We start from the raw sequence: 26,883 nt of genomic DNA on the forward strand, positions 1-26,883 counted from the left end.
CTTCCCCGCTTCGTCCGGGCCCGCCGTCACCGTACCGCGCCGGGCGCCGCCGAGATCATCTCATCCGGTACGGCGACCAGGTCCACGCCCTCGGTGGCGGTGACGGTGGCCCGGACCAGGTCACCGGGGCGCAACGCGGCCAGGTCGACGCCGCCGCCGACCGGCGCGACGAGCGTGGTCGAGCCGTCGACCTCGGGCGCCTGGTGGGCGGCCCGCCCCTCCACCACGCCGTCCGCGACCGAGTCCACAAGCACCTCCACCGTCGCGCCGAGGCGCTCCTCGGCGCGCTGCGAGCAGAGTTCGTCGGCCAGCGCGCTGAGCTTGTCGTACCGCCGCTTGATCGTGGCGGCGGAGACCTTGCCGGCCAGGCCGGCGGCCTCGGTGCCGTCCTCGTCGCTGTAGTCGAACATGCCGATCGCGTCCAGCCGCGCCTCGGTCAGGAACCGGACCAGCTCGGCCACGTCCTGCTTCGTCTCGCCGGGGAAGCCGACGATGAAGTTGCTGCGCGCGCCCGCGTCCGGCGCCAGCGCGCGGGCGGAGGCGAGCAGCTCCAGGAACCGGTCGGTGGAGCCGAAGCGCCGCATCCGGCGCAGCACCGGCTCGCTGGAGTGCTGGAACGACAGGTCGAAGTACGCGGCCACGCCGGGCGTGGTGGCGATCACCTCGACCAGGCCGGGCCGGGTCTCGGCGGGCTGGAGGTAGCTGGCGCGGACCCGCACGATGCCGTCGATCGCGGCGAGTTGCGGCAGCAGCTTCTCCAGCGCGCGCGGGTCGCCCAGGTCCTTGCCGTACGAGGTGGAGTTCTCGCTGACCAGCACCAGCTCGCGGACGCCGGTCTTGGCCAGCCACTCGGCCTCGGCGAGCAGCTCGTCCGGGGTACGCGAGACGAACGCCCCGCGGAACGCCGGGATGGCGCAGAACGCGCAGCGCCGGTCGCAGCCGCTGGCGAGCTTCAGCGAGGCCACCGGGCCGGTGTCGAGCCGGTGCCGCAACACCTGCCGCAGGTGCGCCGGGGTGTGCGCGTCGGTCTCCGGCGCGACCCGGGCCGGGGTGCCGTGCCCGGGCAGCGACACCGCCGCGTCGCGGCGCTTCACCGGGGTCAGCGGCAGCAGCTCCCGCCGGTCGCGGGGGGTGTGCGCGCCGATCGCCTCACCGGCGAGCACCGAGTCGAGGCGGGCGGCGATGTCCGGGTAGTCGTCGAAGCTGAGCACGGCCTGCGCCTCGGGGAGGCTGTCGGCAAGCTCACGGCCGTACCGCTCGGCCATGCACCCGGCGGCGACGACCTTCGCGCCGGTGTCGGCGGCGGCCAGCAGCGTCTGGATCGAGTCCTGCTTGGCCTTCTCGACGAAGCCGCAGGTGTTCACCACCACCACGTCGGCACCCTCGCCGTCGGTGGTGACCTGCCATCCGTCGGCGTGCAGCCGGGCGGCCAGCTCCTCCGAGTCGACCTCGTTGCGGGCGCAGCCGAGGGTCAGCAGGGCGACCCGGCGCCCGTCGGATTGCGGGGTGGAGGAGGTGGCAGACACCATCCGAGGGTACCGGGCCGGTTCCGTACCGCCACGCCGCCCGTCCGGCACGCTCAGCGGGCGGGAGCGGCCACGCGGGCCAGCCGGTCGAGCAGGAACACCTCGGTGCCGGCCAGACCGGTGGAGCAGAAGACCGAGATCTGGTCCGCGCCGGTCCGGCCGGGGACCGCCCCGGCCAGCACCGCGCCCAGGTCGCGCAACCGACCGGCGTACGGCTCGACGGCGGCGAGCATCGGCGGCACGTACGCGGCGGCCTGCCCCGGCGAGTCGGTGACCAGCAGGTCGGCGGCGTCGAGCAGGTCGGGGCCGAACTCGTGCCGGTCGGTCTGCTTGAAGCCGACGGTGTTGACGTGCGTGCCGGGGGACAGGTCGGCGGCGTCGATCACCGGGACGGTGCTGGTGGTGGCGAGCACCACCACGTCCCGGTCGCGCACCGCGGCGGCGGCCGAGCCGACGGCGCGGGACGGCACGCCCAGCTCGGCGCGGACCCGGGCGGCGAACGCCTCCCGCCGGGCCGCCGAGCGGCTGTACACGGTCACCTCGCGCAGCGGCCGGACCGCCGCGGCGGCCCAGACCTGGGTCCACGCCTGCCGGCCGGAGCCCACCACGCCGAGGGTGGCGGCGTCCGCGCGGGCCAGGGCGTCCACCGCCACGCCACCGAGTCCTCCGGTACGCCGGGAGCCCAGCTCCTCGCCGACGGCGATGGCGCGTACCGCGCCGGTGGTGGCGTCGTGCAGCACGACCAGTTGACCGCTCTCCGGGTGGCCGAACGTGTCGTAGGAGCGGAAGCCGTACCACTGCCCGATGAGGTGACCGGCGGTGAGCACCATCCGGCCCCCGCCCAGCGGCGCGGACGCCCGGGGCGGGGCGATGAGCCGCCCGGCGTATGCGGCCAGCAGCGCGTCCCGCATGGCCGCGACGGTGAGCGGGGCGTCCACGGCGGCCGCGACGTCGTCGTCGGAGAAGAGCACGGTCATGCCTTCCATCGTGCAACCTGAAGTTGACGTCAACTCCACCCATGGTGGGCTTTCTCACCCCGCCGCCCGTTCCGCCCGGCCGGTGCTACCGTCGGCCACGACGGCCCGCGGGCCGTCCCGGACGAGTGGTGGGCGTACCCGGTCAGGCCAAGACGCCCCGCGTGACCCGACCGTCGCCCGGCCCGCTCCACGCCGGGCCCGCCCGTCAGAGGTGATCTCATGGCCTGGCTCGTACTGGTGCTCTCCGGACTCCTGGAGACCGCGTGGGCGATCGCGCTCGATCGCAGCGCCGGCTTCACCCGTCCCCTCCCCTCCGCCGTCTTCGGCGTCACGCTCGTCGGCAGCATGGCCGGCCTCGCGTACGCGCTGCGCGACATCCCGGTCGGCACCGGCTACGCGGTGTGGGTCGGCATCGGCGCGGTGGGCACCGCGCTGGTGGGCATGCTCGCGCTCGGCGAGCCGGTCAACCTGCCGCGCGTGGCCTGCCTGCTGCTGGTGGTCGCCGGCGTGATCGGATTGAAGTTGTTCGCCTGATCGATGCCGCATCCGGTTTGGACGACGCGGCGGCCGGGGTACCGGATCTTTCGTTGACCGGTAGCGAGATCACTCACGGAGGAACCCCATGGCCGACATCCACGCCAGCGCCCGTCCGCGTACCAACGCCGCCCGGATCTGCACGATCATCGCGTTCGTCTTCGCGGCTCTCGCGATCTTCCTGTCCCCGCTGATCTTCGGCGTCCTCGGCCTGATCCTCGGCATCGTCGGCGCCGTCCTCGGCGACAAGCCGCTGGGCTGGTACGCCGCCGCCGCGAGCGTGGTCGGCGCGATCATCGGCGCCGTGCTCGTCGCCGCGCTGCTCAACTGAGCCGGAAACCGCCGACGGCGGCTCCCACCTGACGGTGGGAGCCGCCGTCGTCCGTCGTGGGTCGTCAGTCCTCGCCGCCGCGCAGGCCGGCCAGGACCTCCTCCAGCTCGTCCGGCTTGACCAGCACGTCGCGGGCCTTGGAGCCCTCGGACGGCCCGACCACGCCGCGGGTCTCCATCAGGTCCATCAACCGGCCCGCCTTGGCGAAACCGACGCGCAGCTTGCGCTGGAGCATCGAGGTCGACCCGAACTGCGAGGTGACCACCAGCTCGACCGCCTGCACGAGCAGGTCCAGGTCGTCGCCGATGTCCTCGTCGATCTTCTTCTTGCTGTCCTGCGCCGGGGCGAGCACGTCCGGGCGGAACTCCGGCTCCCGCTGGTCCTTGCAGAACTTGACCACGTCGGCGATCTCGCGCTCGGTGACCCAGGCGCCCTGGATGCGCTGCGGCTTCGACGCGCCCATCGGCAGGAACAGGCCGTCGCCGCGGCCCAGCAGCTTCTCCGCGCCGGGCTGGTCCAGGATGACCCGCGAGTCGGCGAGCGAGGAGGTGGCGAACGCGAGCCGGGACGGCACGTTCGCCTTGATCAGGCCGGTGACCACGTCCACCGAGGGCCGCTGGGTGGCCAGCACCAGGTGGATCCCGGCGGCGCGGGCGAGCTGGGTGATCCGGACGATGGAGTCCTCCACGTCGCGCGGCGCGACCATCATCAGGTCGGCCAGCTCGTCCACGATCACCAGCAGGTACGGGTACGGCCGCATCTCCCGCTCGCTGCCCGGCGGCGCCTTGATCTCGCCGTTGCGCACCTTGCGGTTGAAGTCGTCGATGTGCCGGACCCCGTTGGCGGCGAGGTCGTCGTAGCGCATGTCCATCTCGCGGACGACCCACTCCAGCGAGTCGGCCGCCTTCTTCGGGTTGGTCACGATCGGCGTGACCAGGTGCGGGATGCCCTCGTAGCCGGTCATCTCGACCCGCTTCGGGTCGATCAGCAGCAGCCGCACCTCGTCCGGCGTGGCCCGGGTCAAAATGGACACAAGCAGACTGTTGAGGCAACTCGACTTGCCCGCGCCGGTGGCGCCCGCGATCAGGATGTGCGGCATCTTCGCGAGGTTGGCCACCACGTAGCCGCCCTCGATGTCCTTGCCGAGCGCCACCACCATCGGGTGGTGGTCGCTGGTCGCCTCGCGGGAGCGCAACACGTCGCCGAGCGACACGTTCTCCGGGTCGGTGTTCGGGATCTCCACGCCGACCGCGCTCTTGCCCGGGATCGGGCTGAGGATGCGCACGTCCGGCGACTTCACCGCGTACGCGATGTTGCGGGACAGCTGGGTGATCCGCTCGACCTTCACGCCCGGGCCCAGCTCCACCTCGTACCGGGTGACCGTCGGGCCGCGGGTGAACCCGGTGACCGCGGCGTCCACGTCGAACTGCTCGAAGACGCCGGTCAGCGCGGCGATCACCTCGTCGTTGGCCTTGCTCCGGCTCTTCGGCTTGGCGCCGCTGCCGAGCAGGTTCGCCGGCGGCAGCGTGTAGTCGCCGGCCAGCCCGGTGAGCGCGAGCTGCTCGGCGCGGGTGGGCAGCGGCGAGTGCTCCGGCGGCTCGACCGGCTTGCGGTTCGCCGGCACCCGCGGCGGCTTGCGCGGCAGCACGAGCGTCTCCTGGAGGTCGACGCCGGCCAGTTCGTCGTCCGGGTCCAGCGGCTCCAGCGGCGACGGCATCCGCTTCGCCGGCCGCTTACGGGCCGGTTTCGCCGCCGCCTCGGCCTCGGCTTCCTCCTCATCGTCCTCGGGCGCGGCCGGGTCGGCGCGCAGGCCGAGCCGCTCCGGGATCTTGTTGATCGGGGTCGCGGTGACCACGAGCAGGCCGAACACCAACAGCAGAAGCAGCAGCGGCATCGCCACCCACGCGGTCACCGCCGACTTCAGCACGTCGCCCACGCCCGCGCCGATCAGGCCGCCGGCGTAGTCGCGCTGGACCTCGTCGACCGGGTTCTGCCCGATGTGCAGCATCGAGGCGGTCGCCAGCATCATCGAGCCCCAGCCGACCAGGCCGCGACCGCGGTGCTCGGGGTCGGCCGGGCTCCGCATCAGCCGCCACGCGCCGACCATGAACAGCACCGGAAGGATTATCGAGATGGCGCCGATGAACAGCCGTACGGTGTCGGCCAGGTGCCGGCCCACGGGCCCGGCCCCGCCGCCCCAGATGCCCACCGCGCTGAGGATGGCCAGGCCGAACAGCAGCAGCCCGGCGCCGTCGCGGCGGTGCTCCGGATCCAGCTCCCGGGTGGACGCGGCCTGCCGGCCGGCGGCCCGGAACGCCCAGCCCACCGTGTGGGCCAGTCCCATCCAGACGGCGCCCGCGGCGCGGCCGACGAACGCGGCCGGGGCCGGCCCGCGGCGCGCCGGCCGCCGCGCCGGTTTCCGCGCCGCCGCCTTCTTCGCCGGTTGCCGGGCGCGGTTGTTCGTGGTGCCACGCGGCGACGCGCCGCGCCGCCGGCTCGCCTGAGAGGTACGGCCCGCCATAGAGTCACGGTAACGGCGGCACCCGGTGGAACGCCGCTTTTCCGGGTCGTGTCCGCGCGTCGCAGCACGGGTCGGACCGTCGTTTGTGTTATTCGCCTCAGAAGGGATGCCCGATGGCGTCGCCGGAGATCGAGGACGGTCCGGACGGTCCGCTGACCGGACACCCCCAGGCGCTGCGCCCGCTGACCGGCGAGCTGATCGCCGCCGTGCTGGCCCACCGGGGGTACGCGGTGGTCGAGGAGCCCGACGGCGCGCTCGTGGGCCGCTGGGAACGGAACCTGATCTGGTTCCACCGCCGGGGCGCGGCAGGTGAGCTGCTCCAGGTACGCACCGTCGTCGCGCCGCACTTCGGCATCGAGCACGTGCCCGAGCTGCACGCCTTCTGCAACAGGTGGAACCACGACCGGCTCTGGCCCAAGGCGTACGTGCACGTGGCCGACGACGGGTCGGCCCAGATCTGCGGCGAGGTCACCACCGACCTGGAGCGCGGCGTCACACCGCACCAGCTCGACCGGCTGGTCGACTGCGGTGTCACCACCGGCTGTCAGCTGGCCGCCGCCGTCGCCGAGCTGACCGGCGGGACGCTCCGATGACCACGGCACGCGACCGGGGGCTGGCCGCCGCGCTCGCCGACGCCCGGGACCGGCCCGACGGCGAGGAGCGCTGCGCCGAGCTGGAGCGGATCGCCTCCCGCGCGGACGCCACCGGTGACCCGCGTACCGCCCTGTCGGCGCGGTTCGCGCTGGTCGAGGCGTACCTGCACCTGGGTGAGCGGTGGCGCGCGGTGGAGCCGGTGCGGCGGATGCGGGAGACGGTGGCCCGGCACCCCGGGCTGCTGGACGCCCGGCCCGACGAGCTGACCCGGCTGCGCCGGCACCAGCGGCAGGCGGTGGAGGCGCTGTTCGGCACGCCCCGGGTGGGCCTGGATCAGGCCCGGTCCCTGTTGGACACGCTCGCCGGGGAGCTGGGCGAGGACGCCGCGCCGGTCGCGGAGCTGCGCTGCCGCGTCGCCGACCACCTCGGCGACGAGCCGGCGGCCCGGCGGGCGTACGAACGCTGGTCGGCCGCCGACGCGACGGACCCGGTGGGTGGCTGTGCGGGGTGCGCCCCGGCGCGGCGGGCCGACCTGCTGGCCGGGTGGGGTGACCCGGAGGCGGCGCTGGCGGCGCTCGCGCCGGCGCTGACCGGCTGGGTCGAGCCGCAGGGGCCACCGACCCGGCGGGCCGAACGGCAGACCGCCGCGACAGTGGCGACGACCTGCACCGACCAGCCCGAACGGGCGCTCACCGTGGGACTGCTGCCGTGGCTGCGCACCGGCGCGGTGACCGAGGCGGCCCGGGCGCACGTACGCGCGTACCGCCGGCACCGCCGGGAACGGGCCGCGTTTCCGCTGCTCGCCGCGCACCTGCGCTTCTGCGCGCTGGGCGGCTACCTGCATCGCGGGCTGGAGGTGCTGACCGAGCAGCTGCCCCGGCTGGACCGCCCGGCCGACGACCTGTCCGCGATGGAGTTCGCCGCGGCCGGCGCGCTGCTCTGCGGGCTGGCCGCCGAGGCCGGGCTCGGCGGGCGGCGGATCCACCGCCCCGGGCACGGTTCCCGGCCGGCCGCCGAGGTGGACGTGGCGACACTCGGGGCGCAGCTCCAGGCGCTGGCCACGGCGCTCGCCGGCAGCTTCGACGCCCGCAACGGCACCGGGCACCAGTCCGGCCGGATCGCCTCGTGGCTGGCCGAGCGGCCGCTCGCCGCGCCGGTGTCGCTGGCCGCCGAGAGCGAGTTCGACGAGGAGCCGGAATCGGACCCGGCCGAGCCCGGCCCGCCCGGCCCGGAGGAGCCCGCCCCGCTGGACGCGGCGCTGCTCGCCGCCGCGCTCGACGCCCGGGGCGAGCCGTACTCGCCTGAGCCGGACGGCACACTCGTCGGGCGGTGGGGCGAGGCCACGATCCAGTTCCGCCTGCTCGGCCGCCACGGTGACGTGCTGCACGCCCGCGTGGTGGCGCAGCGGCGGCTGCCGGCCGAGCGGCGCGCCGAGGCGTACGCCTTCTGCAACGCCTGGAACCACGACCGGCTGCTGCCCGCCGCCTACGTGCACGAGCCCGGCGACGGAACGCTGGTGCTGGCCGCCGGCGTCTCCACGGACCTGTCCTGCGGGGTCGCCCCGGCGCAGCTGGAGGTGCTGGTGGCCGCGGCGGTACGCACCGGCGCGGCGTACGCCGAAGCGGTCGCCGCCCTGGCCTGAGCCGCCGAGCCGACCGGCCGGTCCGCGACGCGGCGCGGCCCCCGACCACCGGGCGGTGGTGGTCGGGGGCCGCGGTCGGTGCGGCGGTCAGCGGGCGGAGAACGCCAGCGTGTACTCGCCGGAGCCGGACAGTCCGGTCACCCGGTACCGGTAGGCGCCGGCCGGGCCCTCGACGGTCAGCCGGGCCACACCGTCGGCGCTGGTGGCGCGGGCGACGGTACGGAACGCGCCGTTGGTGAAGCGTTGCAGCTCCAGCGTCACCCGGACGCCGTCCGGCGCGGCCAGGCACGCCTCCTGGGTGCCGCCGGGCACCCGGAAGAAGCGCCCGTCCGGCTGCACCTGGACCCGCCCGGCGGCGATCCGGCCTCTCCGGCTCACCTGGCCGGCGCACTCGGTGTCAGCGGCCGGCGGGGTCGGCGGGACGGTCGCCGGCGGGGCGGTCTCCCCGCCACCGGCGGGCGGCTGCGTCGGGGCCGGCTGGCCACCGGCGGTGACGAGCGTGAGGTTGTTGCGCTGGAGGATCTCGTTGACCGGCTGGAAGAACGTGACCCCGCCCCGGGTGCAGTCGCCGGAGCCGCCGGAGGTGACGCCCTGCGCCTGGTCGCCGGAGAGCCACGCGCCGCCGGAGTCGCCCGGCTCGGCGCAGACGTTCGTCCGGGTCAGCCCGGTGACCGTCCCCTCCGGATAGTTGACAGTGGCGTTCTTGGCCTGGACCAGGCCGCAGCGGGTGCCGGTGGTGGAGCCGGACCGGCAGATCGAGGCCCCGACCGGCGCCTCGGTGGAGCCGTTGACCGCCACCGTGCGGCCGTCGCTGAAGTCGGTCACCACGCCCTGCGGCGTCCAGTCGCCGTTCACCCGCACGAACGCCCAGTCGTCGCCGGGGAACGAGGAGGCCGCGAACGTGCCCTGGGCGACCCGGTTGGATCCGGTGGTGCGGTCCCCCGGCCGGCCGCAGTGCCCGGCGGTGACGAATCCGCCCACCACCGAGAAGCCGACCGAGCAGCGGCCGGCGTTGTTGATGAAGAAGGCGTCGCCGCCCCGCACGTCGAACAGCGGGCGCGGGGCCTCGTCGGCGGTGCGTACCCGGACCATCGCGGTCTTCGGCCCAGCGGCCGCGGCGAAGCGGCGGCCGTCGGCCTCCGCGCCCGGACGGGCGACCACCACCACCGTGTTGTCGGTCACGTCGACGTACCAGCCGGCGATGTCCGGGCTGGCCGCGCCGCCCGCCGCGTCGAGCCGGGACTTCACCGCGTCCAGCTCGGCGACGCCCCGGGCGACCCGCTTCGGGACCGCGCCGGCGGCCTTGACCCGCGCCTCGCCGGCCGCGTCGGCCACCGCCACGGTGAGCGTCGCGCCGTCCGCGCTGAGCCAGCTGCCCCCGTAGCCGGCGCCGAGTTCGGCACGCAACCGGGTGACCGTGCCGGCCGCCCACCGCTCGGTGCGCAGCCGCTTCACCGCCTGGTCACGGGTGAGCGAGAGGTCGCGGCCCATCGCGTCCAGGACCTCCGGGGCGACGCCGTCGGTGGCCGGCGCGGCCCGCCGGGGTTCCTCGCCGGCGAACGACGGTACGGTCACCGCCGCCGTCAACCCGGCCGCCGCCACCAGTACGCCGATGGCTGTCATCCGTCTGCGGTCCATCCGCCACGCTCCTCCCGGCCGGCGCAGGGGCACGCCGGCCGTCCCGGAGTACGGAGACGGACGCCGATCGGATGAGGGTGAGCGGAGGGTTTCGACGCGGCGTGTCGGGACGTACCCGGAAAGCGACGGCGCCGGCCCACCGTGGACGGTGGACCGGCGCGCGGCGCGGTCGGGTCAGACCTCGACGACTGTCGGGACGATCATCGGCCGGCGGCGGTACGCGTCGTTGACCCAGCGTCCGACGGTGCGGCGGACGATCTGCTGGAGCTGGTGCGGGTCGGTGATGCCGTCCGCGGCGGCCCGGTTCAGCGCCTCGGTGACCAGCGGAACCACCGCGTTGAAGGCGGCCGGGTCCTCGGAGAAGCCCTTCGCCGAGACGGTCGGCCCGGCGACCACCTTGCCGGTGACCGAGTCGACCACGACCGTCGCGGCGATGAAACCGCCGTCGCCGAGGATCCGCCGCTCGGTGAGCAGCGACTCGCTGACGTCGCCGACGGCGAGACCGTCGACGTAGACGTACCGGCTCTTGACCCGGCCGACCAGGCTGGCGCGGCCCTCGACCAGGTCGACCACGTCGCCGTCCTCGCAGAGCACGACCCGGTCCGGCGCGACGCCGGACTCGATGCCGAGCCGGGCGTGCGCCCGCAGGTGCCGCCACTCGCCGTGCACCGGCATCAGGTTGCTCGGGCGGACGACGTTGAGCAGGTAGAGCAGCTCGCCGGCCGGGGCGTGGCCGGAGACGTGCACCTTCGCCACGTCCTTGTGCACCACCACGGCGCCGGCGCGGGCCAGCCGGTTGATCACCCGGTAGACCGAGGTCTCGTTACCGGGCACCAGCGAGGACGCCAGCACCACGGTGTCGCCGGGCGCGATGGTGATGTGCCGGTGGTCGCCGCTGGCCATCCGGCCCAGCGCGCTCATCGGCTCGCCCTGCGAACCGGTGGACATCAGCACGATCTGCTCGGGCGGCAGGTTCGTGGCCTCCTCGATCCCGACCACCAGGCCGGGCGGGATGTTCAGCAGGCCCAGGTCGCGGGCGATGCCCATGTTGCGGACCATGGACCGGCCGATCAGCGCCACCTTGCGGCCGTGCTCGACCGCCGAGTCGAAGACCTGCTGCACCCGGTGCACGTGCGAGGCGAACGAGGCGACGATGATCCGCCCCTTGGCCTTCGCGAAGATCGAGTCGAGGACCGGGCCGATCTCCTTCTCCGGCGTGACGAAGCCGGGGATCTCCGCGTTCGTCGAGTCCGACAGCAGCAGGTCGACGCCCTCGGCGCCGAGCCGGGCGAACCCGGCCAGGTCGGTGATCCGCCCGTCCAGCGGAAGCTGGTCCATCTTGAAGTCGCCGGTGTGCAGCACCAGGCCGGCGGGCGTACGGATGGCCACCGCCAGCGCGTCCGGGATCGAGTGGTTCACCGCGAAGAACTCGCACTCGAACGGGCCCAGCCGTTCCCGGCCGCCCTCCCGCACGGTCAGCGTGTACGGCTGGATCCGCCGCTCGGCCAGTTTCGCCTCGACCAGCGCGAGCGTGAACTGGGAGCCGACGAGCGGGATGTCCGGCTTGTGCGCGAGCAGGTACGGCACCGCGCCGATGTGGTCCTCGTGACCGTGCGTGAGCACGATCGCCTGCACGTCGGCCAGCCGGTCCAGGATCGGGCCGAAGTCGGGCAGGATCAGGTCCACGCCCGGCTGCTCGACGTCGGGGAACAGCACCCCGCAGTCGACGATGAGCAGCTTGCCGTCGTACTCGAAGACGGTCATGTTCCGGCCGATGGCGCCGAGTCCGCCGAGCGGGATGATCCGCAGGCCGCCCTCGGGCAGCGGCGGGGGCAGCTCACCCTCGATGTGCGCCTCGGTCACGCGTCACCTCATTCTGCGACGCCGTCGCGCGGCGTCCGTCGTGTCGTTTGTTCATTCGGGCAGGGGCAGGCCCGCCGCCGCGCAGTCGGCGCGCAGCTGGGCCAGTTCGTCGCCGGTGGCGTCCACCAGCGGCGGTCGCACCGGGCCGGCCGGGCGGCCCTGGGCCGCGAGACCCGCCTTGACCAGGATCGTGCCCTGGGTGCGGAAGATGCCGGTGTAGAGCGGCAGCAACTGCCGGTGCAGCGCGAGCGCCCGGGCGTTGTCGCCCGCCTCGAACGCCTCGATCATCTGCTTGGTCGGCGCGCCGGTGAAGTGGGTGGAGGTGCCGACCACGCCGACCGCGCCGATCGACAGCATCGGCAGGGTGAGCGCGTCCTCCCCGCTGTAGAACGCGAGGTCGCTGCGGGCCAGCACCCAGGAGGTGGCGGTCAGGTCGCTCTTGGCGTCCTTCACGGCCACGATGCGGCCGTGCTCGGCCAGCTTCACCAGCGTCTCGGTGGCGATCTCCACGCCGGAGCGGTGCGGGATGTCGTAGAGCATGACCGGCAGGCCGGTGGCGTCCGCGACGGTGGTGAAGTGACGCAGCAGCCCGGCCTGCGGCGGCTTGTTGTAGTAGGGCGTCACCACCAGCAGGCCGTGCGCGCCGGCCTTCTCGGCCTGGGTGGCCAGCTCGACTGTGTGCCGGGTGTCGTTGGTGCCCACCCCGGCGACGATGCGGGCCCGGTCGCCCACCGCCTCGGCCACGGCGCGGATCAGCGACTCCTTCTCCGCGTCGGTGGTGGTCGGTGACTCACCGGTGGTGCCGTTGAGGACCAGCGCGTCGTTGCGCTGCTCGTCCACGAGGTACTCGGCCAGCCGGGCGGCGCCGGCGAGATCGAGCCCGCCGTCCGGCGTGAACGGGGTCACCATGGCCGTCATCACTCGCCCGAACGGGCGCGACGCGCCCCGGCTCGGGGCGGCGGAGTGGTCGTGCGTCATGCTCACAACCTAGCGGACGACCACCGGTGACCCGGCGGCGAAGGGCGACAGGTCACTCGGCGTACGGGGACGCCGCCACCTCGGTACCGTCGGGCAGGGTGGAGATCTCGAAGTCGGCGAACACGTTCGGCGCGACGCTCTTGAGCTGTCGCAGGCACTCCACCGCCAGCTCGCGGATCTCCACGTCGGCGTGCTCGGTGGCGCGCATCTTGACGAAGTGCCGCCACGCGCGGTAGTTGCCGGTCACCACGATCCGCGTCTCGGTCGCGTTCGGCAGCACCGCCCGCGCCGCCTGGCGCGCCTGCTTGCGGCGCAGCGTCGGGTTGGGCTCGTCGGTGAAGCGGGCCTCCAGCCCCTCCAGCAACTCGGTGTACGCCCGCACCGCCGCGTCGGTGGCCTCGACGAACTTCTTGTGCAGCTCCGGGTCGTCGGCGATCACCGACGGCTCGACCATCGCCGCGTCCCGCTCCGGCACGTAGCGCTGGGAGAGCTGCGAGTAGGAGAAGTGCCGGTGCCGGATCAGCTCGTGCGTGAACGACCGCGACACGCCGCTGAAGTAGAAGCTCACCGAGCCGTGCTCCAGCACGCTCAGGTGGCCGACCTCCAGGATGTGCGCCAGGTAGCCCGCGTTGGTGGCGGTGGCCGGGTTCGGCTTCTTCCAGCTCTGGTAGCAGGCCCGGCCGGCGAACTCGGCGAGCGCCTGCCCGCCGTCGGCGTCGGTGGACCAGGGCACCTCTTCGGGCGCCTGGAACTGGGTCCACGCGATCAACTTGACCTGGGGCTGCACCATCTCCGGCATTCCTGGGACTGTAGTTGGCCCTCGCCCGGCGCGGAAATCGGGCGCGCGGCCGACCTGCCGCCCAGCTCAGCCCGGGTGTCCAAGATCTCCCGGCCCTCGCGTCAGCGCGGTCCCTCGTCGGGAGGCTAGACGTAGAGCGAGGTGAAGGGCGCCCACGGCAGGTTGCGGGCCACCGAGAAGACCCCCCAGGCGGCCAGGAACAACCCGATCGCCTTGGGGCTGAACCGCGGCTCGGGCAACTTCCAGCCGAACGCCCGGTTGCCGGCCCAGGCCACGAAGAGCCAGGTCAGGAACGGCAGCGCGAACACGAACAGGAAGTGGTGCCGGGCGGCGGCCGGCAGGTCGCCGTGCAGCACGTACCAGAGCGCGCGGGTGCCGCCGCAGCCCGGGCAGTCGAGCCCGGTGGTGAGCTTGAGCAGGCAGGTCGGACGGGCGTCCGGGTCGCTCTGCGTCGGGTTGCTGATCATCGCGTACGCCAGGCCGAGGACGACGCAGCCGAGCGCGGCCAGCGGCACCGCCCAGCGCGGGGCGCGGGCGTGCAGGCGCAGGACCATACGGGTGAACCGGTCGGTCTCGACCGGCTGGTACGCGACCGGGTACGGCCCCTGCCACGGCCCGCCGGGAGCGTGCGGCCCAGCGTGGACGTGCGGCTCACTGTGGGCGTGCGGGTCGGGCTCGGTGGCAGGCCGGTCAACGCTCGTCACGCGCTCACCGTACACCGGCCACGCCCACCAGCGCGGCGGCCAGCGGCCCCGCGAGGTCGCCTGCGGCGGGCGGGGCGACCGCGTCCAGGCCGAGCCACCCGGCCAGCCGGTACAGCTCGGCGGCGAGCGCCACAGCGGTCTCCCCCGGGTCGGCGCCCGGCTCGACCCAGGCGGCCGGCACCAGCAGCACGCCGGCCTTCCGGTCGGCCTTGAGATCGACCCGGGCGGTGAAGCGCTCGCCCTGGCGGAACGGCAGCACGTAGTAGCCGTACACCCGCTGCGGCGCGGGCACGTAGATCTCGATCCGGTAGGTGAAGCCGAACAGCCGCTCCGTGCGCGCCCGCTCCCAGACCAGCGGGTCGAACGGGCTGACCAGCGTGTTCCCGCGTACCCAGCGGGGCATTCGGGCGTCGGCGTGCAGATAGGCGGGGTGCCGCCAGTCCTGCACGGTGACCGGGGTCAGCTCGCCCGCCTCGACCAGGTCGGCCACCGCCTGCCGCGCCCCGGCCACCGGCAGCCGGAAGTAGTCGCGCAGCTCCGGCTCGGCGGCCACGCCGAGGCAGCGGGCCGCGATCGAGACGAGCGTCCGGTACGCCTCGGCGTCGGTCGGGGTGGGCGCGTCCAGCACGGCGGCCGGGAGCACCCGCTCGGGCAGGTCGTAGCGGCGGGCGAACGAGTTGGTGCGCTCGGCGGCGGTGACCTCGCCGGCCCAGAACAGGAACTCCAGCGCCCGCTTCACGGCGGACCAGTTCCAGCCCCAGTTGCCGGTCTCCCGGGGCGCGTCGTGCTCGATCTCGGCCGCGGTCAGCGGGCCCCGGGCGGCCACCTCGTCGCGGACCCAGGCGACCAGCCCGGGCTGCTCCTGGGCGATCCGGCGCATGCCGCCCCACGCCTCGTCGCGGGCCTTCGCCATCCGCCAGCGCAGCGCCGGGTGCAGCCCGACCGGCACCAGCGACGCCTCGTGCGCCCAGTACTCGAACAGCTCACGCGGGCGGCGGTAGGCGGCGGTGTCCAGCAGCGCGGTCGGGTAGGGCCCGAGCCGGCTGTAGAGCGGCAGGTAGTGCGCCCGCTGGAGCACGTTCACCGAGTCCATCTGGATCAGCCCGACCCGGTCGAGCACCCGGCGCAGGTGCCGCCGGGTGGGCACGCCGGCAGGCGCCGGGTCGGCGAAGCCCTGGGCGGCCAGGGCGATCCGGCGGGCCTGGGCGAGGGAGAGCGATTCCGGTACGGCCATCGCCGGCGACCCTAATCCAGCGGTACGACACCGGGAGCGGCGGCTGGACCGATCGCCCGTCTGGGCATAGAACGGACAGATGCTCACCATTCGCCGGGAGGAACCGGACGACGCCGAGGCGATCGCCCGGGTGCACGTCCACGGATGGCAGTCCGGTTACGCCGGGATCATGCCCACGGAGGTGCTGGCCCGGCTGAACCCGGCCGCCTGGGCCCAGCGCCGCCGCGACCTCGGCACCGCCGACCCGGAGCACCCGTTCACCACGCTCGTCGCCGAGGACGGCGGCACGATCGTCGGGTTCACCACGTTCGGGCCGTACCGGAACAACCAGGACCGCGGCGACCTGGACCCGGCGCACGGTGAGCTGTTGGCGATCTACGTGGAGCCCGCGTACTGGGGTTCGGGTGTCGCCCGGACGCTGCTCGCGGCGGCCCGGGACGGCCTGGCCGAGCGGGGCTGGACCGGGTACCGGCTCTGGGTGCTCGCCGACAACGCCCGGGCGCGCCGCTTCTACGAGCGGGCCGGGCACTCACCGGACGGCGAGGAGTCCACCTATCCGGTGCCGCTGTCCGGCGGACTCCCCCCGCTCCTGCTCCGCGAGCTGCGGTACACCGCCGGAGGCTGACCCGGCCGGGACCTCCCCGCCGGGACGCCCACCGCCGTCCGGGGTGAGCCAGCGCCGGATCGGCAGCCCCAGCAGCAACGCCAGACTGATCCACACGTACGTGTTGCTGCCGAGGAAGCCGTCCACGCCGGTGAAGTCCTTCTCCCAGGCCCAGACGATCCGGCTGCACAGCAGCGCGTACCCGATCAACGCGGCGGCCAGCAGCAGACGGCGCCGCCGGCTGCGCGCGGGCGCTGCCATGCCGTTGTCCACGAGCAGGATCAACCCGGGCAGCAGCCACACCAGGTGGTGCACCCAGGTGACCGGGCTGACCAGGCACATCACGGCGCCGGTCAGGGCCAGGCCGGTGGCCTCGTCGCCGGCGGCCACCGCCGCCCGCGACCGCCACGCCCACACCACGAGCGTCACGAGTACGAGCGCCAGCCAGGCGATCGTGCTGGGGTGCTGCGGGTCGAGCCGGGCGACCACCCCGCGCAGCGACTGGTTGGAGACGAACGCCAGCTCGCCGACCCGGTCGGTGTTCCACAGCGCCTCGGTCCAGAACTCCCGGGAGGCGTCCGGGAAGAGACCGGCGGCCACGAGCGTGGCGACGGCAGCCGTGCCGACCGACGTGGCGGCGGCCCGCCAGCGGCCGGTGACCAGCAGGTAGACGATGAAGATGCCGGGCGTCAGCTTGATCGCGGTGGCCAGGCCGATGCCCACGCCCGCCCAGCGGCTGCGGGCCGGCAGCAGCCACAGCAGGTCCACCGCCACCAGGAACAGCAGCAGCATGTTGACCTGGCCGAAGTTGACCGTCTCGCGCATCGGCTCGTACGCGGCGGCCAGGCACAGCGCGACGGCGAGGGCGAACCAGCGGGTCCAGCCGGAGCGGCGGGCCACCGGGTCCAGCAGCCGCCAGATCACCACGGCGCTCGCCAGCACCGTGAGCGTCACGCTCACCACGATCGCGGCGTTCCACGGCAGGTACGCCATCGGCAGCATCACCAGCGCGGCGAACGGCGGGTAGGTGAAGCCGTACTGGGTGCCGGGGCGCAGGAAGTCGTAGATCTCCCCGCCGTCACGCGCCCAGTAGGTGAGCGCGCCGTAGTAGACCTGCAGGTCGAAGAAGCCGTGCCGCACCGCCGCCACGGACAGGAACACGGTGACCGCCGCGGCGAGCGCCGCCACGGCGACGGCCTGCGTGATCGTGCGCCCGGCACCCTGCGCCACCGTCACCCTCCTCGCCCTGCGTAGGCTCACGTGCCATGGCTGCAGGCTACGTCCGGCCCGCGCGTCCCGAGGACGCCGGCGAGATCGCACGCGTCCAGCTCGCGACCTGGCGGGTCGCGTACCGCCGGATCCTGCCCCGGCACGTGCTCGACAACCTGGACGAGGCGTACCTCGCCCGGCGGTGGAGCGCGGCGGTGCAGGAGCCCCCCTCGGGCGCGCACCGGGTGCTGGTCGCCGTCGAAGAGGCGGCGCAATCCTATCTGGTGGGGTTCATCGCCTCCGGTCCGGCCGACGCCGAGGCGCTGGCTCCCGGTGAGCCGGCCGACGCGCTCGCGTCGGGCGTCGCGGCGGTGACCGACCTGCTGGTGGAGCCCCGGTGGGGGCGGCGCGGGCACGGCAGCCGGCTGCTCGCCGCTGCCGTCGAGCACTGGCGCGCCGACGGGCTGACCCGGGCGGTGGCGTGGGCGTTCGACGCCGACGCGGCGACCCGCAACTTCCTCGGCTCGACCGGCTGGGAGCCGGACGGCGCGACCCGCGCGCTGGACGTGGACGACATGCTCGTCCCCCAGCTCCGCTTCCACGTGGCGGTCCCGGAATCCGCTGACGAAAATCCTTCAGCCGACCGATGAGTTCCCGCCCGGCCGCCGGTCCACCCTCACGTGGGTGGGCCGGCGGTCCCGGCACGGGGCAGGACCGCCACCCCACCCCCTCACCGCACCACCCCACCCCCACCGCGTCGATCATGAAGTTGGCGGCAGTCGGGGAGATCGAAAAGGCCGCCAACCTCATGATCGACCGGGGGCAAGCTCGGGGGTGAGGGTCAGGCTGGGGGGAGGAGCTCGGCTACCAGTTCGTCGTCCTCGAACGCGCCTGTGGGGTGGAAGCCCAGGGACGTGTAGAGGGCGGCGGCGGGCTTGTTGTCGGGGTGGTAGCTCAAGCGGATCGGCCGGCCCGCCTCGGCGAGCCGGTCGGCGATCGTCCGCACCGTCGCGCGGCCCAGCCCCCGGCCCTGCTCGGCGGCGTCGATCACCATGCCGCCGATCCAGCGCGACTCGTCGTCGTCCACGCCCCACATGACATGGCCGACGACAGTCTCGTCGGCGTAGACGGCCAGCGAGTTCCAGACGTCCGAGCGTTCGGTGAGAAGCAGGTAGCGGGCGGCGAGCGCGGCCACGAAGGCGCGCTGGTCGTCGTGCGGCGCGACGTCCGCCACGGCCCGCCAGTTGTCGTCGTCCACCGGGCGCAGCGTCACCCGGCGGCCGGTGCGGTCGGATTGTCCGGAATCGATCATGGAAAGCAGCCTAGGTCGACGCCCCCGAACAGGCAAAACGGTTTCCCGCAGCAGGCCGGGGGCACACCGCGGCAGTCAGTCGAGCAGGGCGTCCAGGCCGACCGTCAGACCGGGCCGGCGGCCCACCTCGCGGACCGCGAGCAGCACGCCGGGCATGAACGACACCCGGTCGTACGAGTCGTGCCGGATGGTCAGCGTCTCACCGGTGGTGCCGAACAGCACCTCCTGGTGGGCGACCAGGCCGGTGGCGCGCACCGCGTGCACGCGTACCCCGTCGATGTCGGCGCCGCGGGCGCCGGCCACCTCGTCGCGGGTGGCGTCCGGCACCGGCCCGAGCCCGGCGTCGGCGCGGGCCGCGGCGATCAGCCGAGCCGTGTGGGTGGCGGTGCCGCTCGGCGCGTCCAGCTTGCGCGGGTGGTGCTGCTCGATGATCTCGACCGACTCGAAGTGCCGGGCCGCGCGCGCGGCGAACTGCATCATCAGCACCGCGCCGATGCCGAAGTTGGGGGCGATCACCACGCCCACGCCGGGACGGCCGGCCAGCCACTCGCGTACCTGGTCGAGCCGCTGCTCGGTGAAGCCGGTGGTGCCGACCACCGCGTGCACGCCGTTCTCGACGCACCAGCGCAGGTTGTCCATGACCGCGTCGGGAGTGGTGAAGTCGACGACCACCCCGGCGCCCGCCTGCGCCACAGTGGCCAGATCGTCGCCCTGGTCGACGGCCGCGACCAGCTCCAGGTCGGCGGCGGAGTCGACCGCCTTGCAGACCTCCATGCCCATCCGGCCCCGGGCGCCCAGCACACCGACCCGGGCCACCGTGTTCTGCTGCTCAGTCACGGGCCACAACCTATCCCAGCCCGCACGGCGCGGTCCGGCGGACCGCACCGACGCCCGGCATCCGGCGAACCGGCGCGGCCGACGCCCGGCCGACCGGACCGCCGCCGCTCAGCGGTCGACGGTGAAGCTGCCGGAGTCGAACGGGCCCACCACGGCCAGCGACATCGGCCGGCCGAGCAGCTCGGCGGCGAGCGTGTTCACGTCGTCGAGGGTCACCGCGTCCACCCGGGCCAGCAGGTCGTCCACCGGCATCAGGTTGCCGTAGAGCAGCTCGCCCTTGGCGAGCCGGCTCATCCGCGAGCCGGTGTCCTCCAGCCCGAGCACGAACGAGCCCTTGCTCATCCCCTTGCCCCGGGCCAGTTCCGCCTCGGTGATCCCCTCGGCGGCGACCCGGGCCAGCTCGGCGCGGGTCAGGTGCAGCACCTCGTCCACCTTGCCCGGAGCGCAACCGGCGTAGACGGCGAACACGCCGCTGTCGGCGTACTGGCTGGCGTAGGAGTAGACCGAGTACGCGAGGCCGCGCTGTTCCCGGATCTCCTGGAACAGCCGGCTGGACATGCCGCCGCCGAGCACGTTGTTGAGCACGCCGAGGGCGAAGCGCCGCTCGTCGGTGCGGTCGATGGCCGGGCAGCCGAGGACGACGTGCGCCTGCTCGGTCTCCTTCGGCTCGACGAGCGTGGTGGCCGGCTTGGTGCGTACCCCCGGGGTGGACGGGCGGTGCGACGCCGGCGCCGCCGGGTCGGTGTCCAGCGGGGTGCCGCGCAGCGCCTGCCGGACCAGCTTGACCACCGCGGCGTGGTCGAGGTTGCCGGCGGCGGCGATCACGATCCGCGGCGGGGTGTAGCGGCGGCGGTAGAAGCCCTGGATCTGCCGCCGGCTCATCGGCGTGACGGTCTCCTCGGTGCCGGAGATGAGGCGGCCCAGCGGGTGGTCGCCGTAGACGGCGCGGGTGAACAGGTCGTGCACCTCGTCGCCGGGCTCGTCGTCGTGCATGGCGATCTCTTCGAGGATGACGCCGCGCTCGGTCTCCACGTCGGACGGGGTCAGCACCGAGTCGGCGACCAGGTCGCACATGACGTCGATGGCCAGCGGCAGGTCCTCGTCCAGCACCCGCGCGTAGTAGCAGGTGTATTCCTTCGTGGTGAAGGCGTTGGTCTCGCCGCCCACCGCCTCGATCTGGGACGAGATCTCCAGCGCGCTGCGCTTGTTGGTGCCCTTGAACAGCAGGTGTTCCAGGAAGTGCGCGGCGCCGGCCTGCGGGCCGGTCTCGTCGCGCGAACCGACCGCCACCCAGATGCCGAACGACACGCTGCGCATGGCCGGGATCGCCTCGGTCAGCACCCGCAGCCCGCTGGGCAGCACGGTACGGCGGACGGTGCCGCCGAGCGGGTCGTCGCTGAGCGTCCGGGTGACCGCGCGGGCGGCCGAACCCGGCCCGGTCGACGTCACCCCCCGTCCCGTCGAGGCGGCTGACGAACTCACGAGCACCTGCTCTCCGGATGACGAGGGACGGCGGGACGTACGACGGCTCCAGCTCGCGCAGGCGACCTGGAGCCGTGGTTCGGCCCGGGTGACGCGGACGTCACCCGGGCCGGCGGTGGATCAGCTGTGCCGGGTCCGGCGACGCGGACGGGACTCGCCGCCGCCCTCGCCGCCCTCGGAGCGGCGCTCGCCGCGCTCCCGGTCGCCACCCCGGTCACCCCGGTCACGCGGGCCGCGGTCGCCGCCGCGGTCCCGGCCCGACGGACGGTCGCCACCCTCGGCGGCGGCCGGCGCCTCGGCGCCCTCCGGGCGGATCTTGTCCAGGTAGATCTTGCCGCGGGCGTCGATGTCCGCGATCTCCACCTCGACCTTGTCGCCGACGTTGAGGAAGTCCTCGACCTTCTCGACCCGCTTGCCGTCGCCCACCTTGGAGATGTGCAGCAGGCCGTCGCGGCCCGGCAGCAGCGAGATGAAGGCGCCGAACGCGGCGGTCTTCACCACGGTGCCGAGGAACCGCTCGCCGACCTTGGGCAGCGTCGGGTTGGCGATGCCGTTGATCCGGTCCACCGCGGCCTGGGCCGCCGGCCCGTTTGTGGCGCCGACGTAGATCGTGCCGTCGTCCTCGATGGAGATCTCGGCGCCGGTCTCGTCCTGGATCGCGTTGATGGTCTGGCCCTTCGGGCCGATCACCATGCCGATCTTGTCGACCGGGATCTTCACGGTGGTGACCCGCGGCGCGTAGTCCGACATCTCGGCCGGCGCCTCGATGGCCCGCTGCATCACGTCGAGGATGGTCTGCCGGGCCTCGTGCGCCTGCTGCAGCGCGGCGGCCAGCACGTCCGACGGGATGCCGTCGAGCTTGGTGTCGAGCTGGAGCGCGGTGACGAAGTCCCGGGTGCCGGCGACCTTGAAGTCCATGTCGCCGAACGCGTCCTCGGCGCCGAGGATGTCGGTCAGCGTCACGTACTGGGTCTTGCCGTCGACCTCGTCGGAGATGAGGCCCATGGCGATGCCGGCGACCGGCGCCTTCAGCGGCACACCGGCGGAGAGCAGGCCCAGCGTCGAGGCGCAGACCGAACCCATCGAGGTGGAGCCGTTGGAGCCGAGCGCCTCGGAGACCTGCCGGATGGCGTACGGGAACTCCTCGCGCGAGGGCAGCACCGGGATCAGCGCCCGCTCGGCGAGCGCGCCGTGGCCGATCTCGCGCCGCTTCGGCGAGCCGACCCGGCCGGTCTCACCGGTCGAGTACGGCGGGAAGTTGTAGTTGTGCATGTAGCGCTTGCGGTTCTCCGGGGACAGCGTGTCCACCATCTGCTCCATGCGCAGCATGTTCAGCGTGGTGACGCCCAGGATCTGGGTCTCGCCGCGCTCGAACAGCGCCGAGCCGTGCACCCGCGGCAGCACGCCGACCTCGGCGGTCAGCGGGCGGATGTCACGCGGGCCGCGGCCGTCGATGCGGACCTGCTCGCGCAGCACCCGGTTGCGGACCTCGGACTTGGTCAGCGAACGGAACGCGGCGGACAGCTCCTTCTCGCGGCCCTCGAAGCGGCCGGTCAGCTCCTCGGCGACCTTGGCCTTGATCCGGTCCAGGGCCTCCTCGCGGTCGGCCTTGCCGGCGATCTTCAGCGCCTCGGCGACCTCGGCGCGGGCCACCTCGGCCACCGCGTCGTACGCGTCGTCCTGGTAGTCCAGGAAGATCGGGAACTCGGCGACCGGCTTGGCGGCCACCTCGGCCAGCTCGCTCTGCGCCCGGCACAGCTCGCGGATGGCCGGCTTGGCGGCCTCCAGGCCGCTGGCCACGATCTCCTCGGTCGGCGCGGTCGCGCCGCCCGAGATCAGGGTCACCGCGTTCGGGGTGGCCTCGGCCTCGACCATCATGATCGCGACCTCGCCGTCGGCCAGGGTGCGGCCGGCCACGACCATGTCGAACGTGGCCCGCTCCAGCTCCTCCAGGGTCGGGAAGGCGACCCACTGGCCGTCGACGTGCGCGACCCGGGTCGCGCCGATCGGGCCGGAGAACGGCAGGCCGGACAGCTTGGTCGACATCGAGGCGGCGTTGATCGCCACCACGTCGTACGGGTGCTGCGGGTCGAGCGCCAGCACCGTCTCGACGACCTGGACCTCGTTGCGCAGGCCCTTGACGAACGACGGGCGCAGCGGCCGGTCGATCAGCCGGCAGGTGAGGATGGCGTCCTCGCTGGGCCGGCCCTCACGGCGGAAGAACGAGCCGGGGATCCGGCCCGCGGCGTACATCCGCTCCTCGACGTCCACGGTCAGCGGGAAGAAGTCGAACGACTCGCGCGGCTGCTTGCCGGCCGTGGTGGCGGAGAGGACGACCGTCTCGCCGAGCTGGGCGACGACGGAGCCGGCGGCCTGGCGGGCCAGGCGGCCGGTGGAGAAGGTGATCTCACGGGTGCCGAAGGACCCGTTGTCGATCACCGCGGTGCGGGATTCGGTGCCGAGGTTGGTCTCGGTCATGTGCTGTGGTGCTCCTTCGCGTCGTCGGCCGACGACACGGGAACTGCTCAGGCGGCCGGTCTTCGATCGAAGCGCCCGGGTGGGCCGGCGTCGTGCCGGGATGCCCGGGGGCCACTACCGGAGACCGGTGCTGACCGGCTCCCTCTTCGGGTGTCGCGCGGCCGGGTTCTTCGGTGGTACTGCAACGGGGGAGCGGCCAGGCGGCCACTCCCCCGTCAGGTCATCGGCGCAGGCCGAGCCGCTCGATGAGCGACCGGTAGCGGTTGATGTCCTTCTTCTGGACGTAGTTCAGCAGCCGGCGGCGCCGGCCGACCAGCAGCAGCAGCCCACGGCGGCTGTGGTGGTCGTGCTTGTGCACCTTCAGGTGCTCGGTGAGCTCAGCGATCCGCTTGGTCAGGACCGCGACCTGCACCTCGGGCGAGCCGGTGTCGCCCTCGGCGGTCGCGTACTCCTGGCGGATCTTGGCCTTGGCTTCCTGGTCGAGCGCCATGTTCTCCCTGTTTCGTGGGTCATTCGATGAGGTCCGGAGCGGTCGTGGTGACCGGTGCAACGGACCGGTTCCTCGCACCCGCGGCGTCGTGCAGGCACGCGAGGCCCCCGTCGGTCAGCCGACGTCTCCGCCAGCCTACCAGCCCTCGGGCCGGACGGCCGGTCAAGGTCGCCCGAGCGGGTCAGGACACCGCCCGGCGGGTGCGCTCCACGTCCTCGGCGATCTGGGCCACCAGCGGCTCGATCGCGTCGTACGTCCGCTGCTCGCGCAGGTGCGCCACGAAGTCCAGGGCCAGCCGCTCGCCGTACAGGTCGCCGGTGAAGTCCAGCGCGTACGCCTCCACCCGCCGTTCCCGGCCGGAGAACGTCGGGTTGGTGCCGATCGACACGGCCGCGGCGAGCGGTTCGCCGTCGCGGCGCACCAGGCGGGCCGCGTACACGCCGTCGGCGGGCACCGCCGCGTACCTGTGGGTCAGCAGGTTGGCGGTGGGGTAACCCAGCTCACGTCCGCGCTGGTCGCCGCGGACCACCACGCCCTCGACCCGGTGCGGGCGGCCGAGCGCCGCCGCCGCCGCGCCCACGTCGCCCGCGTCGACGCAGGACCTGATGTACGTGGAGGAGAAGACCGTCCCCGCCTCGGCGACCAGCGGCGCGCCCTCGACGGCGAAGCCGAAGGTGCGGCCGAGCCGTTCCAGCAGCGGCACGTCCCCGGCCGCCCGATGCCCGAACCGGAAGTTGTCGCCGACCACCACGAGCGCGGCGTGCAGGTGCTCGACCAGGACGTCGTGCACGAACGTCTCGGGTGGCAGCCGGGAGAACTCGACCGTGAACGGCACCACGCAGAGCACGTCCACGCCGAGCGCCTCGATCAGCTCGGCCTTGCGCGCCGGCTCGGTGAGCACCGCCGGGTGCGAGCCCGGGCGCACCACCTCGGCCGGGTGCGGGTCGAACGTCACCACCACCGACTTGACGCCCAGCTCCCGGGCGCGTGCCACGGTGTGCCCGATGGTGGCCTGGTGCCCCCGGTGCACGCCGTCGAAGACGCCGATGGTGACCACTGAGCGTCCCCAGCCGCCGGGCGCCGCCTCGTACCCCCGCCACCGCTGCATGCCGTTCCTCCCCCTGTCCGCCCGCGCCGTTCAGGCCGGGGCCAGCACGATCTCCGCGCGGGCCCGACCGTCCCGCTCGCTGACGATAGCGATCAGCCCGCCCGCCGGGTCGAAGACCGCGTACGGCCCGGTGATCCCGGCCGGGGTCAGCGGCCCGCCGTGGGAGAGCACCCGGGTCTCGTCGGCGGTGGCGTCCCGGCGCGGGAAGAACCGCGCGGCGGCGGCGTCCAGCGGCAGGTTCACCACGTCCGGCGCGCGCTGCTCCAGCTGGTCGAGCGTGGCCGCCTCGGCGAGCGTGAACCCGCCGACCGCGGTGCGGCGCAGCGCGGTGAGGTGGCCGCCGACGCCGAGCGCGGCCCCCGCGTCGCGGGCCAGCGCCCGGATGTACGTGCCGGACGAGCAGGTCACGTCCACGTCCACGTCCACCACGTCCGGGGCGTCCCGGCGGATGTCCCGCACGTCCAGCCGGGAGACGGTGACCCGGCGGGCGGGCAGCTCGACCGTCTCGCCGTCACGGACCCGCTTGTACGCCCGCTGGCCGTTGATCTTGATGGCGCTGACCGCGCTCGGCACCTGGTCGATCTCGCCGGTGAGGGCGGCCAGCGCGGCGCGTACCCCGTCGTCGGTGACCGCGCCGGCCGGGGTGGTCGCGACCACCTCGCCCTCGGCGTCGTCGGTGACGGTGGCCTGCCCCAGCCGGATCGTCGCGGCGTAGCTCTTGCCGGCGCCGATCACGTACGTGAGCAGCCGGGTCGCCCGGCCCACCCCGATCACCAGCACGCCGGTGGCCATCGGGTCCAGCGTGCCGCCGTGCCCCACCCGGCGGGTACGGGCCAGCCGGCGGATCCGGGCCACGACGTCGTGCGACGTCATGCCGCCGGGCTTGTCGACCACGATCAGACCGTCTGTGCTCACGACCGCCAAGCCTGCCAGACGGCGCCGATCCTCCCTGCGGGGGATACCGCCCTGCTTCGGCGGGGTGTCAAGATCGTGCGCCCCCGCCCCGTCTGCCCGGGAAGTCCGATGACCGATCACCGTTCCGTCCCCGATCCCCACGCCACCGATCGCCCGTCGGAGGACACGCTGGGACGGGTACCCGAGTGGCTGCGCCAGCCCGCGCCCGAGGTCGAGCCGGGCCGCGGCGACCGCCTGCGGATCGCGCTCGGCGGGCACTCCGGCAAGCTGCTCGGCGGCGTGGTCGTGCTGGCGCTGCTCGCGTTCTTCGGGCTCGTCGGCGGCCTCGGCTACCAGGGCTTCCAGCGCTGGCGGGAGCCGCCCGCCGAACACCCCACGGTGAGCCTGCCGGTCGGTGAGCAGGCGTCCTCGTCGGCCTCGCCGCCACCGGCCGCCGGCCCGTTCGACGGCACCCCGGCAGCCGGCTTCCCCGAGGGCACGGCCGGGATCGCGCTGCCCCGGGCCAAGCGGACCGGCGCGTTCACCGAGAAGCAGGTGGCAGACACGCTGGCCAAGGTACGCAAGGCGCTGATCACCGCCCGGCTGGACCGCACGTTCTTCACCGCGAAGGACCCGGAGCGGCTGGTCCGCCAGTTCGCCCCGGACGCGCGGGCCGGCGTACGCGACGACTTCCCCACCGGCGAGGCGGGCACCTACTCGACCCGGCTCGCCCCCGGCGCCCGGCTCACCGACGACGAGCCCCGGGTCAAGGGCCGGATCAGCTACCGGGCGACGAAGGACCGGGACGGCATCCGCATCCTGGAGGTGACCACGAACTTCGTCTGGGCGTACGCGTTCTCCACCACCCGCCCCGCCCCGGGCGCCGGCGTGGTGGTGGTCCACGACACGGTGAAGTGGAGCATGCCGCACCCGGCCGACGTGACCACCGCCTCCGCCGGGCTGTGGATCGAGCGGGCCGACTCGTACGCCTCCAACATCGACTGCGTCGCGCTGGACAAGGGGCTGCTCGCGCTGGGCCGGCCCTCGCTCGGCGGTCCGGCCGACCCGGACCCGGACGCGGTCTTCGACCCGGACAAGACGGTCGACCTGCCGGACACCTGCTGACCC

Annotated in this window: 24 protein-coding genes and 1 riboswitch; of the genes, 7 read left to right on the forward strand and 17 right to left on the reverse strand. The window is 73.9% G+C overall.

The window, feature by feature from the left end; genetic code table 11:
* Window positions 1–26: 26 nt before the first annotated feature.
* Both rimO and DQE82_RS00810 read right to left on the reverse strand, forming a co-directional pair.
* Entirely contained in the window at window positions 27–1,529 is a 1,503-nt protein-coding gene (gene rimO / locus DQE82_RS00805; protein ID WP_043325775.1) for a 30S ribosomal protein S12 methylthiotransferase RimO, read from the reverse strand.
* A 50-nt stretch (window positions 1,530–1,579) separates the two neighbouring features.
* Entirely contained in the window at window positions 1,580–2,503 is a 924-nt protein-coding gene (locus DQE82_RS00810) for an ornithine cyclodeaminase family protein (protein ID WP_199495898.1), read from the reverse strand.
* Between the two features lie 96 nt (window positions 2,504–2,599).
* Window positions 2,600–2,665, forward strand: a riboswitch (guanidine-III (ykkC-III) riboswitch).
* 57 nt (window positions 2,666–2,722) lie between these two features.
* On the opposite strand from DQE82_RS00810, the gene DQE82_RS00815 reads away from it, so the two are divergent.
* On the forward strand, window positions 2,723–3,037 hold the full coding sequence (locus DQE82_RS00815; RefSeq protein ID WP_043325778.1) for a multidrug efflux SMR transporter: 315 nt from the start codon (window positions 2,723–2,725) through the stop codon (window positions 3,035–3,037).
* Between the two features lie 88 nt (window positions 3,038–3,125).
* Window positions 3,126–3,368 (forward strand): hypothetical protein, encoded by a 243-nt coding sequence (locus DQE82_RS00820; protein WP_043325780.1) that lies wholly within the window; start codon window positions 3,126–3,128, stop codon window positions 3,366–3,368.
* Window positions 3,369–3,432: 64 nt separating this feature from the next.
* Here DQE82_RS00820 and DQE82_RS00825 read toward each other — a convergent pair whose 3' ends face one another.
* On the reverse strand, window positions 3,433–5,889 hold the full coding sequence (locus DQE82_RS00825; RefSeq protein WP_043325782.1) for a DNA translocase FtsK: 2,457 nt from the start codon (window positions 5,887–5,889) through the stop codon (window positions 3,433–3,435).
* 113 nt (window positions 5,890–6,002) lie between these two features.
* Here DQE82_RS00825 and DQE82_RS00830 point away from each other — a divergent pair, with 113 nt between their 5' ends.
* The gene (locus DQE82_RS00830) at window positions 6,003–6,482 is read left to right on the forward strand and encodes a YbjN domain-containing protein (RefSeq protein WP_043325784.1); all 480 of its coding nucleotides are present in this window, start codon (window positions 6,003–6,005) and stop codon (window positions 6,480–6,482) included.
* Complete coding sequence (locus tag DQE82_RS00835) at window positions 6,479–8,125, forward strand: YbjN domain-containing protein (RefSeq protein WP_064447094.1); 1,647 nt, start codon at window positions 6,479–6,481, stop codon at window positions 8,123–8,125. Before DQE82_RS00830 ends, DQE82_RS00835 begins: the two co-directional genes overlap by 4 nt.
* Window positions 8,126–8,212: 87 nt before the next feature.
* On the opposite strand, the gene DQE82_RS00840 is transcribed toward DQE82_RS00835, so the two are convergent.
* From DQE82_RS00840 to DQE82_RS00865, 6 genes are all read right to left on the reverse strand, one after another.
* Window positions 8,213–9,763: a S1 family peptidase gene (locus tag DQE82_RS00840; RefSeq protein ID WP_113971773.1), complete on the reverse strand. Its 1,551-nt coding sequence runs from the start codon at window positions 9,761–9,763 to the stop codon at window positions 8,213–8,215.
* A gap of 174 nt (window positions 9,764–9,937) precedes the next feature.
* A complete protein-coding gene (locus DQE82_RS00845; RefSeq protein ID WP_043325788.1) occupies window positions 9,938–11,626 on the reverse strand; it encodes a ribonuclease J in 1,689 nt (562 codons plus the stop codon).
* 51 nt (window positions 11,627–11,677) lie between these two features.
* Window positions 11,678–12,604, reverse strand: a complete 927-nt coding sequence (gene dapA, locus DQE82_RS00850) for a 4-hydroxy-tetrahydrodipicolinate synthase (protein WP_043325790.1) — start codon at window positions 12,602–12,604, stop codon at window positions 11,678–11,680.
* Window positions 12,605–12,656: 52 nt separating this feature from the next.
* Window positions 12,657–13,394 carry an FAD-dependent thymidylate synthase gene (gene thyX / locus DQE82_RS00855; protein ID WP_043330542.1) on the reverse strand — a complete coding sequence of 246 codons (738 nt, stop codon included), beginning with the start codon at window positions 13,392–13,394 and terminating at the stop codon, window positions 12,657–12,659.
* Window positions 13,395–13,528: 134 nt separating this feature from the next.
* Window positions 13,529–14,122 (reverse strand): DUF2752 domain-containing protein, encoded by a 594-nt coding sequence (locus DQE82_RS00860; RefSeq protein ID WP_233514558.1) that lies wholly within the window; start codon window positions 14,120–14,122, stop codon window positions 13,529–13,531.
* Entirely contained in the window at window positions 14,112–15,341 is a 1,230-nt protein-coding gene (locus DQE82_RS00865; protein WP_113971774.1) for a winged helix-turn-helix domain-containing protein, read from the reverse strand. Before DQE82_RS00865 ends, DQE82_RS00860 begins: the two co-directional genes overlap by 11 nt.
* Before the next feature lie 79 nt (window positions 15,342–15,420).
* Between DQE82_RS00865 and DQE82_RS00870 the strand changes: the two genes are divergently transcribed.
* Window positions 15,421–15,966: a GNAT family N-acetyltransferase gene (locus DQE82_RS00870; protein WP_069089334.1), complete on the forward strand. Its 546-nt coding sequence runs from the start codon at window positions 15,421–15,423 to the stop codon at window positions 15,964–15,966.
* Here DQE82_RS00870 and DQE82_RS00875 read toward each other — a convergent pair.
* Complete coding sequence (locus tag DQE82_RS00875; RefSeq protein ID WP_113972337.1) at window positions 15,871–17,175, reverse strand: glycosyltransferase family 87 protein; 1,305 nt, start codon at window positions 17,173–17,175, stop codon at window positions 15,871–15,873. The genes DQE82_RS00870 and DQE82_RS00875 overlap by 96 nt on opposite strands.
* Window positions 17,176–17,210: 35 nt before the next feature.
* Here DQE82_RS00875 and DQE82_RS00880 point away from each other — a divergent pair, with 35 nt between their 5' ends.
* The gene (locus DQE82_RS00880; protein ID WP_064447090.1) at window positions 17,211–17,804 is read left to right on the forward strand and encodes a GNAT family N-acetyltransferase; all 594 of its coding nucleotides are present in this window, start codon (window positions 17,211–17,213) and stop codon (window positions 17,802–17,804) included.
* 191 nt (window positions 17,805–17,995) lie between these two features.
* Here DQE82_RS00880 and DQE82_RS00885 read toward each other — a convergent pair whose 3' ends face one another.
* From DQE82_RS00885 to truB, 7 genes are all read right to left on the reverse strand, one after another.
* Window positions 17,996–18,466, reverse strand: coding sequence for a GNAT family N-acetyltransferase (locus DQE82_RS00885; protein ID WP_043325797.1), 471 nt, complete (start codon window positions 18,464–18,466; stop codon window positions 17,996–17,998).
* A gap of 75 nt (window positions 18,467–18,541) precedes the next feature.
* Complete coding sequence (gene dapB / locus DQE82_RS00890; protein ID WP_064447088.1) at window positions 18,542–19,303, reverse strand: 4-hydroxy-tetrahydrodipicolinate reductase; 762 nt, start codon at window positions 19,301–19,303, stop codon at window positions 18,542–18,544.
* A gap of 108 nt (window positions 19,304–19,411) precedes the next feature.
* Window positions 19,412–20,752, reverse strand: a complete 1,341-nt coding sequence (locus DQE82_RS00895) for a pitrilysin family protein (protein WP_199495900.1) — start codon at window positions 20,750–20,752, stop codon at window positions 19,412–19,414.
* A gap of 153 nt (window positions 20,753–20,905) precedes the next feature.
* The gene (locus tag DQE82_RS00900) at window positions 20,906–23,263 is read right to left on the reverse strand and encodes a polyribonucleotide nucleotidyltransferase (RefSeq protein WP_043325800.1); all 2,358 of its coding nucleotides are present in this window, start codon (window positions 23,261–23,263) and stop codon (window positions 20,906–20,908) included.
* Between the two features lie 220 nt (window positions 23,264–23,483).
* Window positions 23,484–23,753, reverse strand: coding sequence for a 30S ribosomal protein S15 (rpsO, locus tag DQE82_RS00905; RefSeq protein ID WP_013284678.1), 270 nt, complete (start codon window positions 23,751–23,753; stop codon window positions 23,484–23,486).
* A gap of 181 nt (window positions 23,754–23,934) precedes the next feature.
* Window positions 23,935–24,861, reverse strand: coding sequence for a bifunctional riboflavin kinase/FAD synthetase (locus DQE82_RS00910; RefSeq protein ID WP_113971775.1), 927 nt, complete (start codon window positions 24,859–24,861; stop codon window positions 23,935–23,937).
* A gap of 30 nt (window positions 24,862–24,891) precedes the next feature.
* Window positions 24,892–25,776: a tRNA pseudouridine(55) synthase TruB gene (truB, locus tag DQE82_RS00915; protein ID WP_043330544.1), complete on the reverse strand. Its 885-nt coding sequence runs from the start codon at window positions 25,774–25,776 to the stop codon at window positions 24,892–24,894.
* A gap of 108 nt (window positions 25,777–25,884) precedes the next feature.
* Here truB and DQE82_RS00920 point away from each other — a divergent pair, with 108 nt between their 5' ends.
* Window positions 25,885–26,880 carry a hypothetical protein gene (locus tag DQE82_RS00920; protein WP_113971776.1) on the forward strand — a complete coding sequence of 332 codons (996 nt, stop codon included), beginning with the start codon at window positions 25,885–25,887 and terminating at the stop codon, window positions 26,878–26,880.
* Window positions 26,881–26,883: the final 3 nt, after the last annotated feature.

The organism is Micromonospora sp. LHW51205, from assembly GCF_003315815.1.
Classification (GTDB): domain Bacteria; phylum Actinomycetota; class Actinomycetes; order Mycobacteriales; family Micromonosporaceae; genus Micromonospora; species Micromonospora chalcea.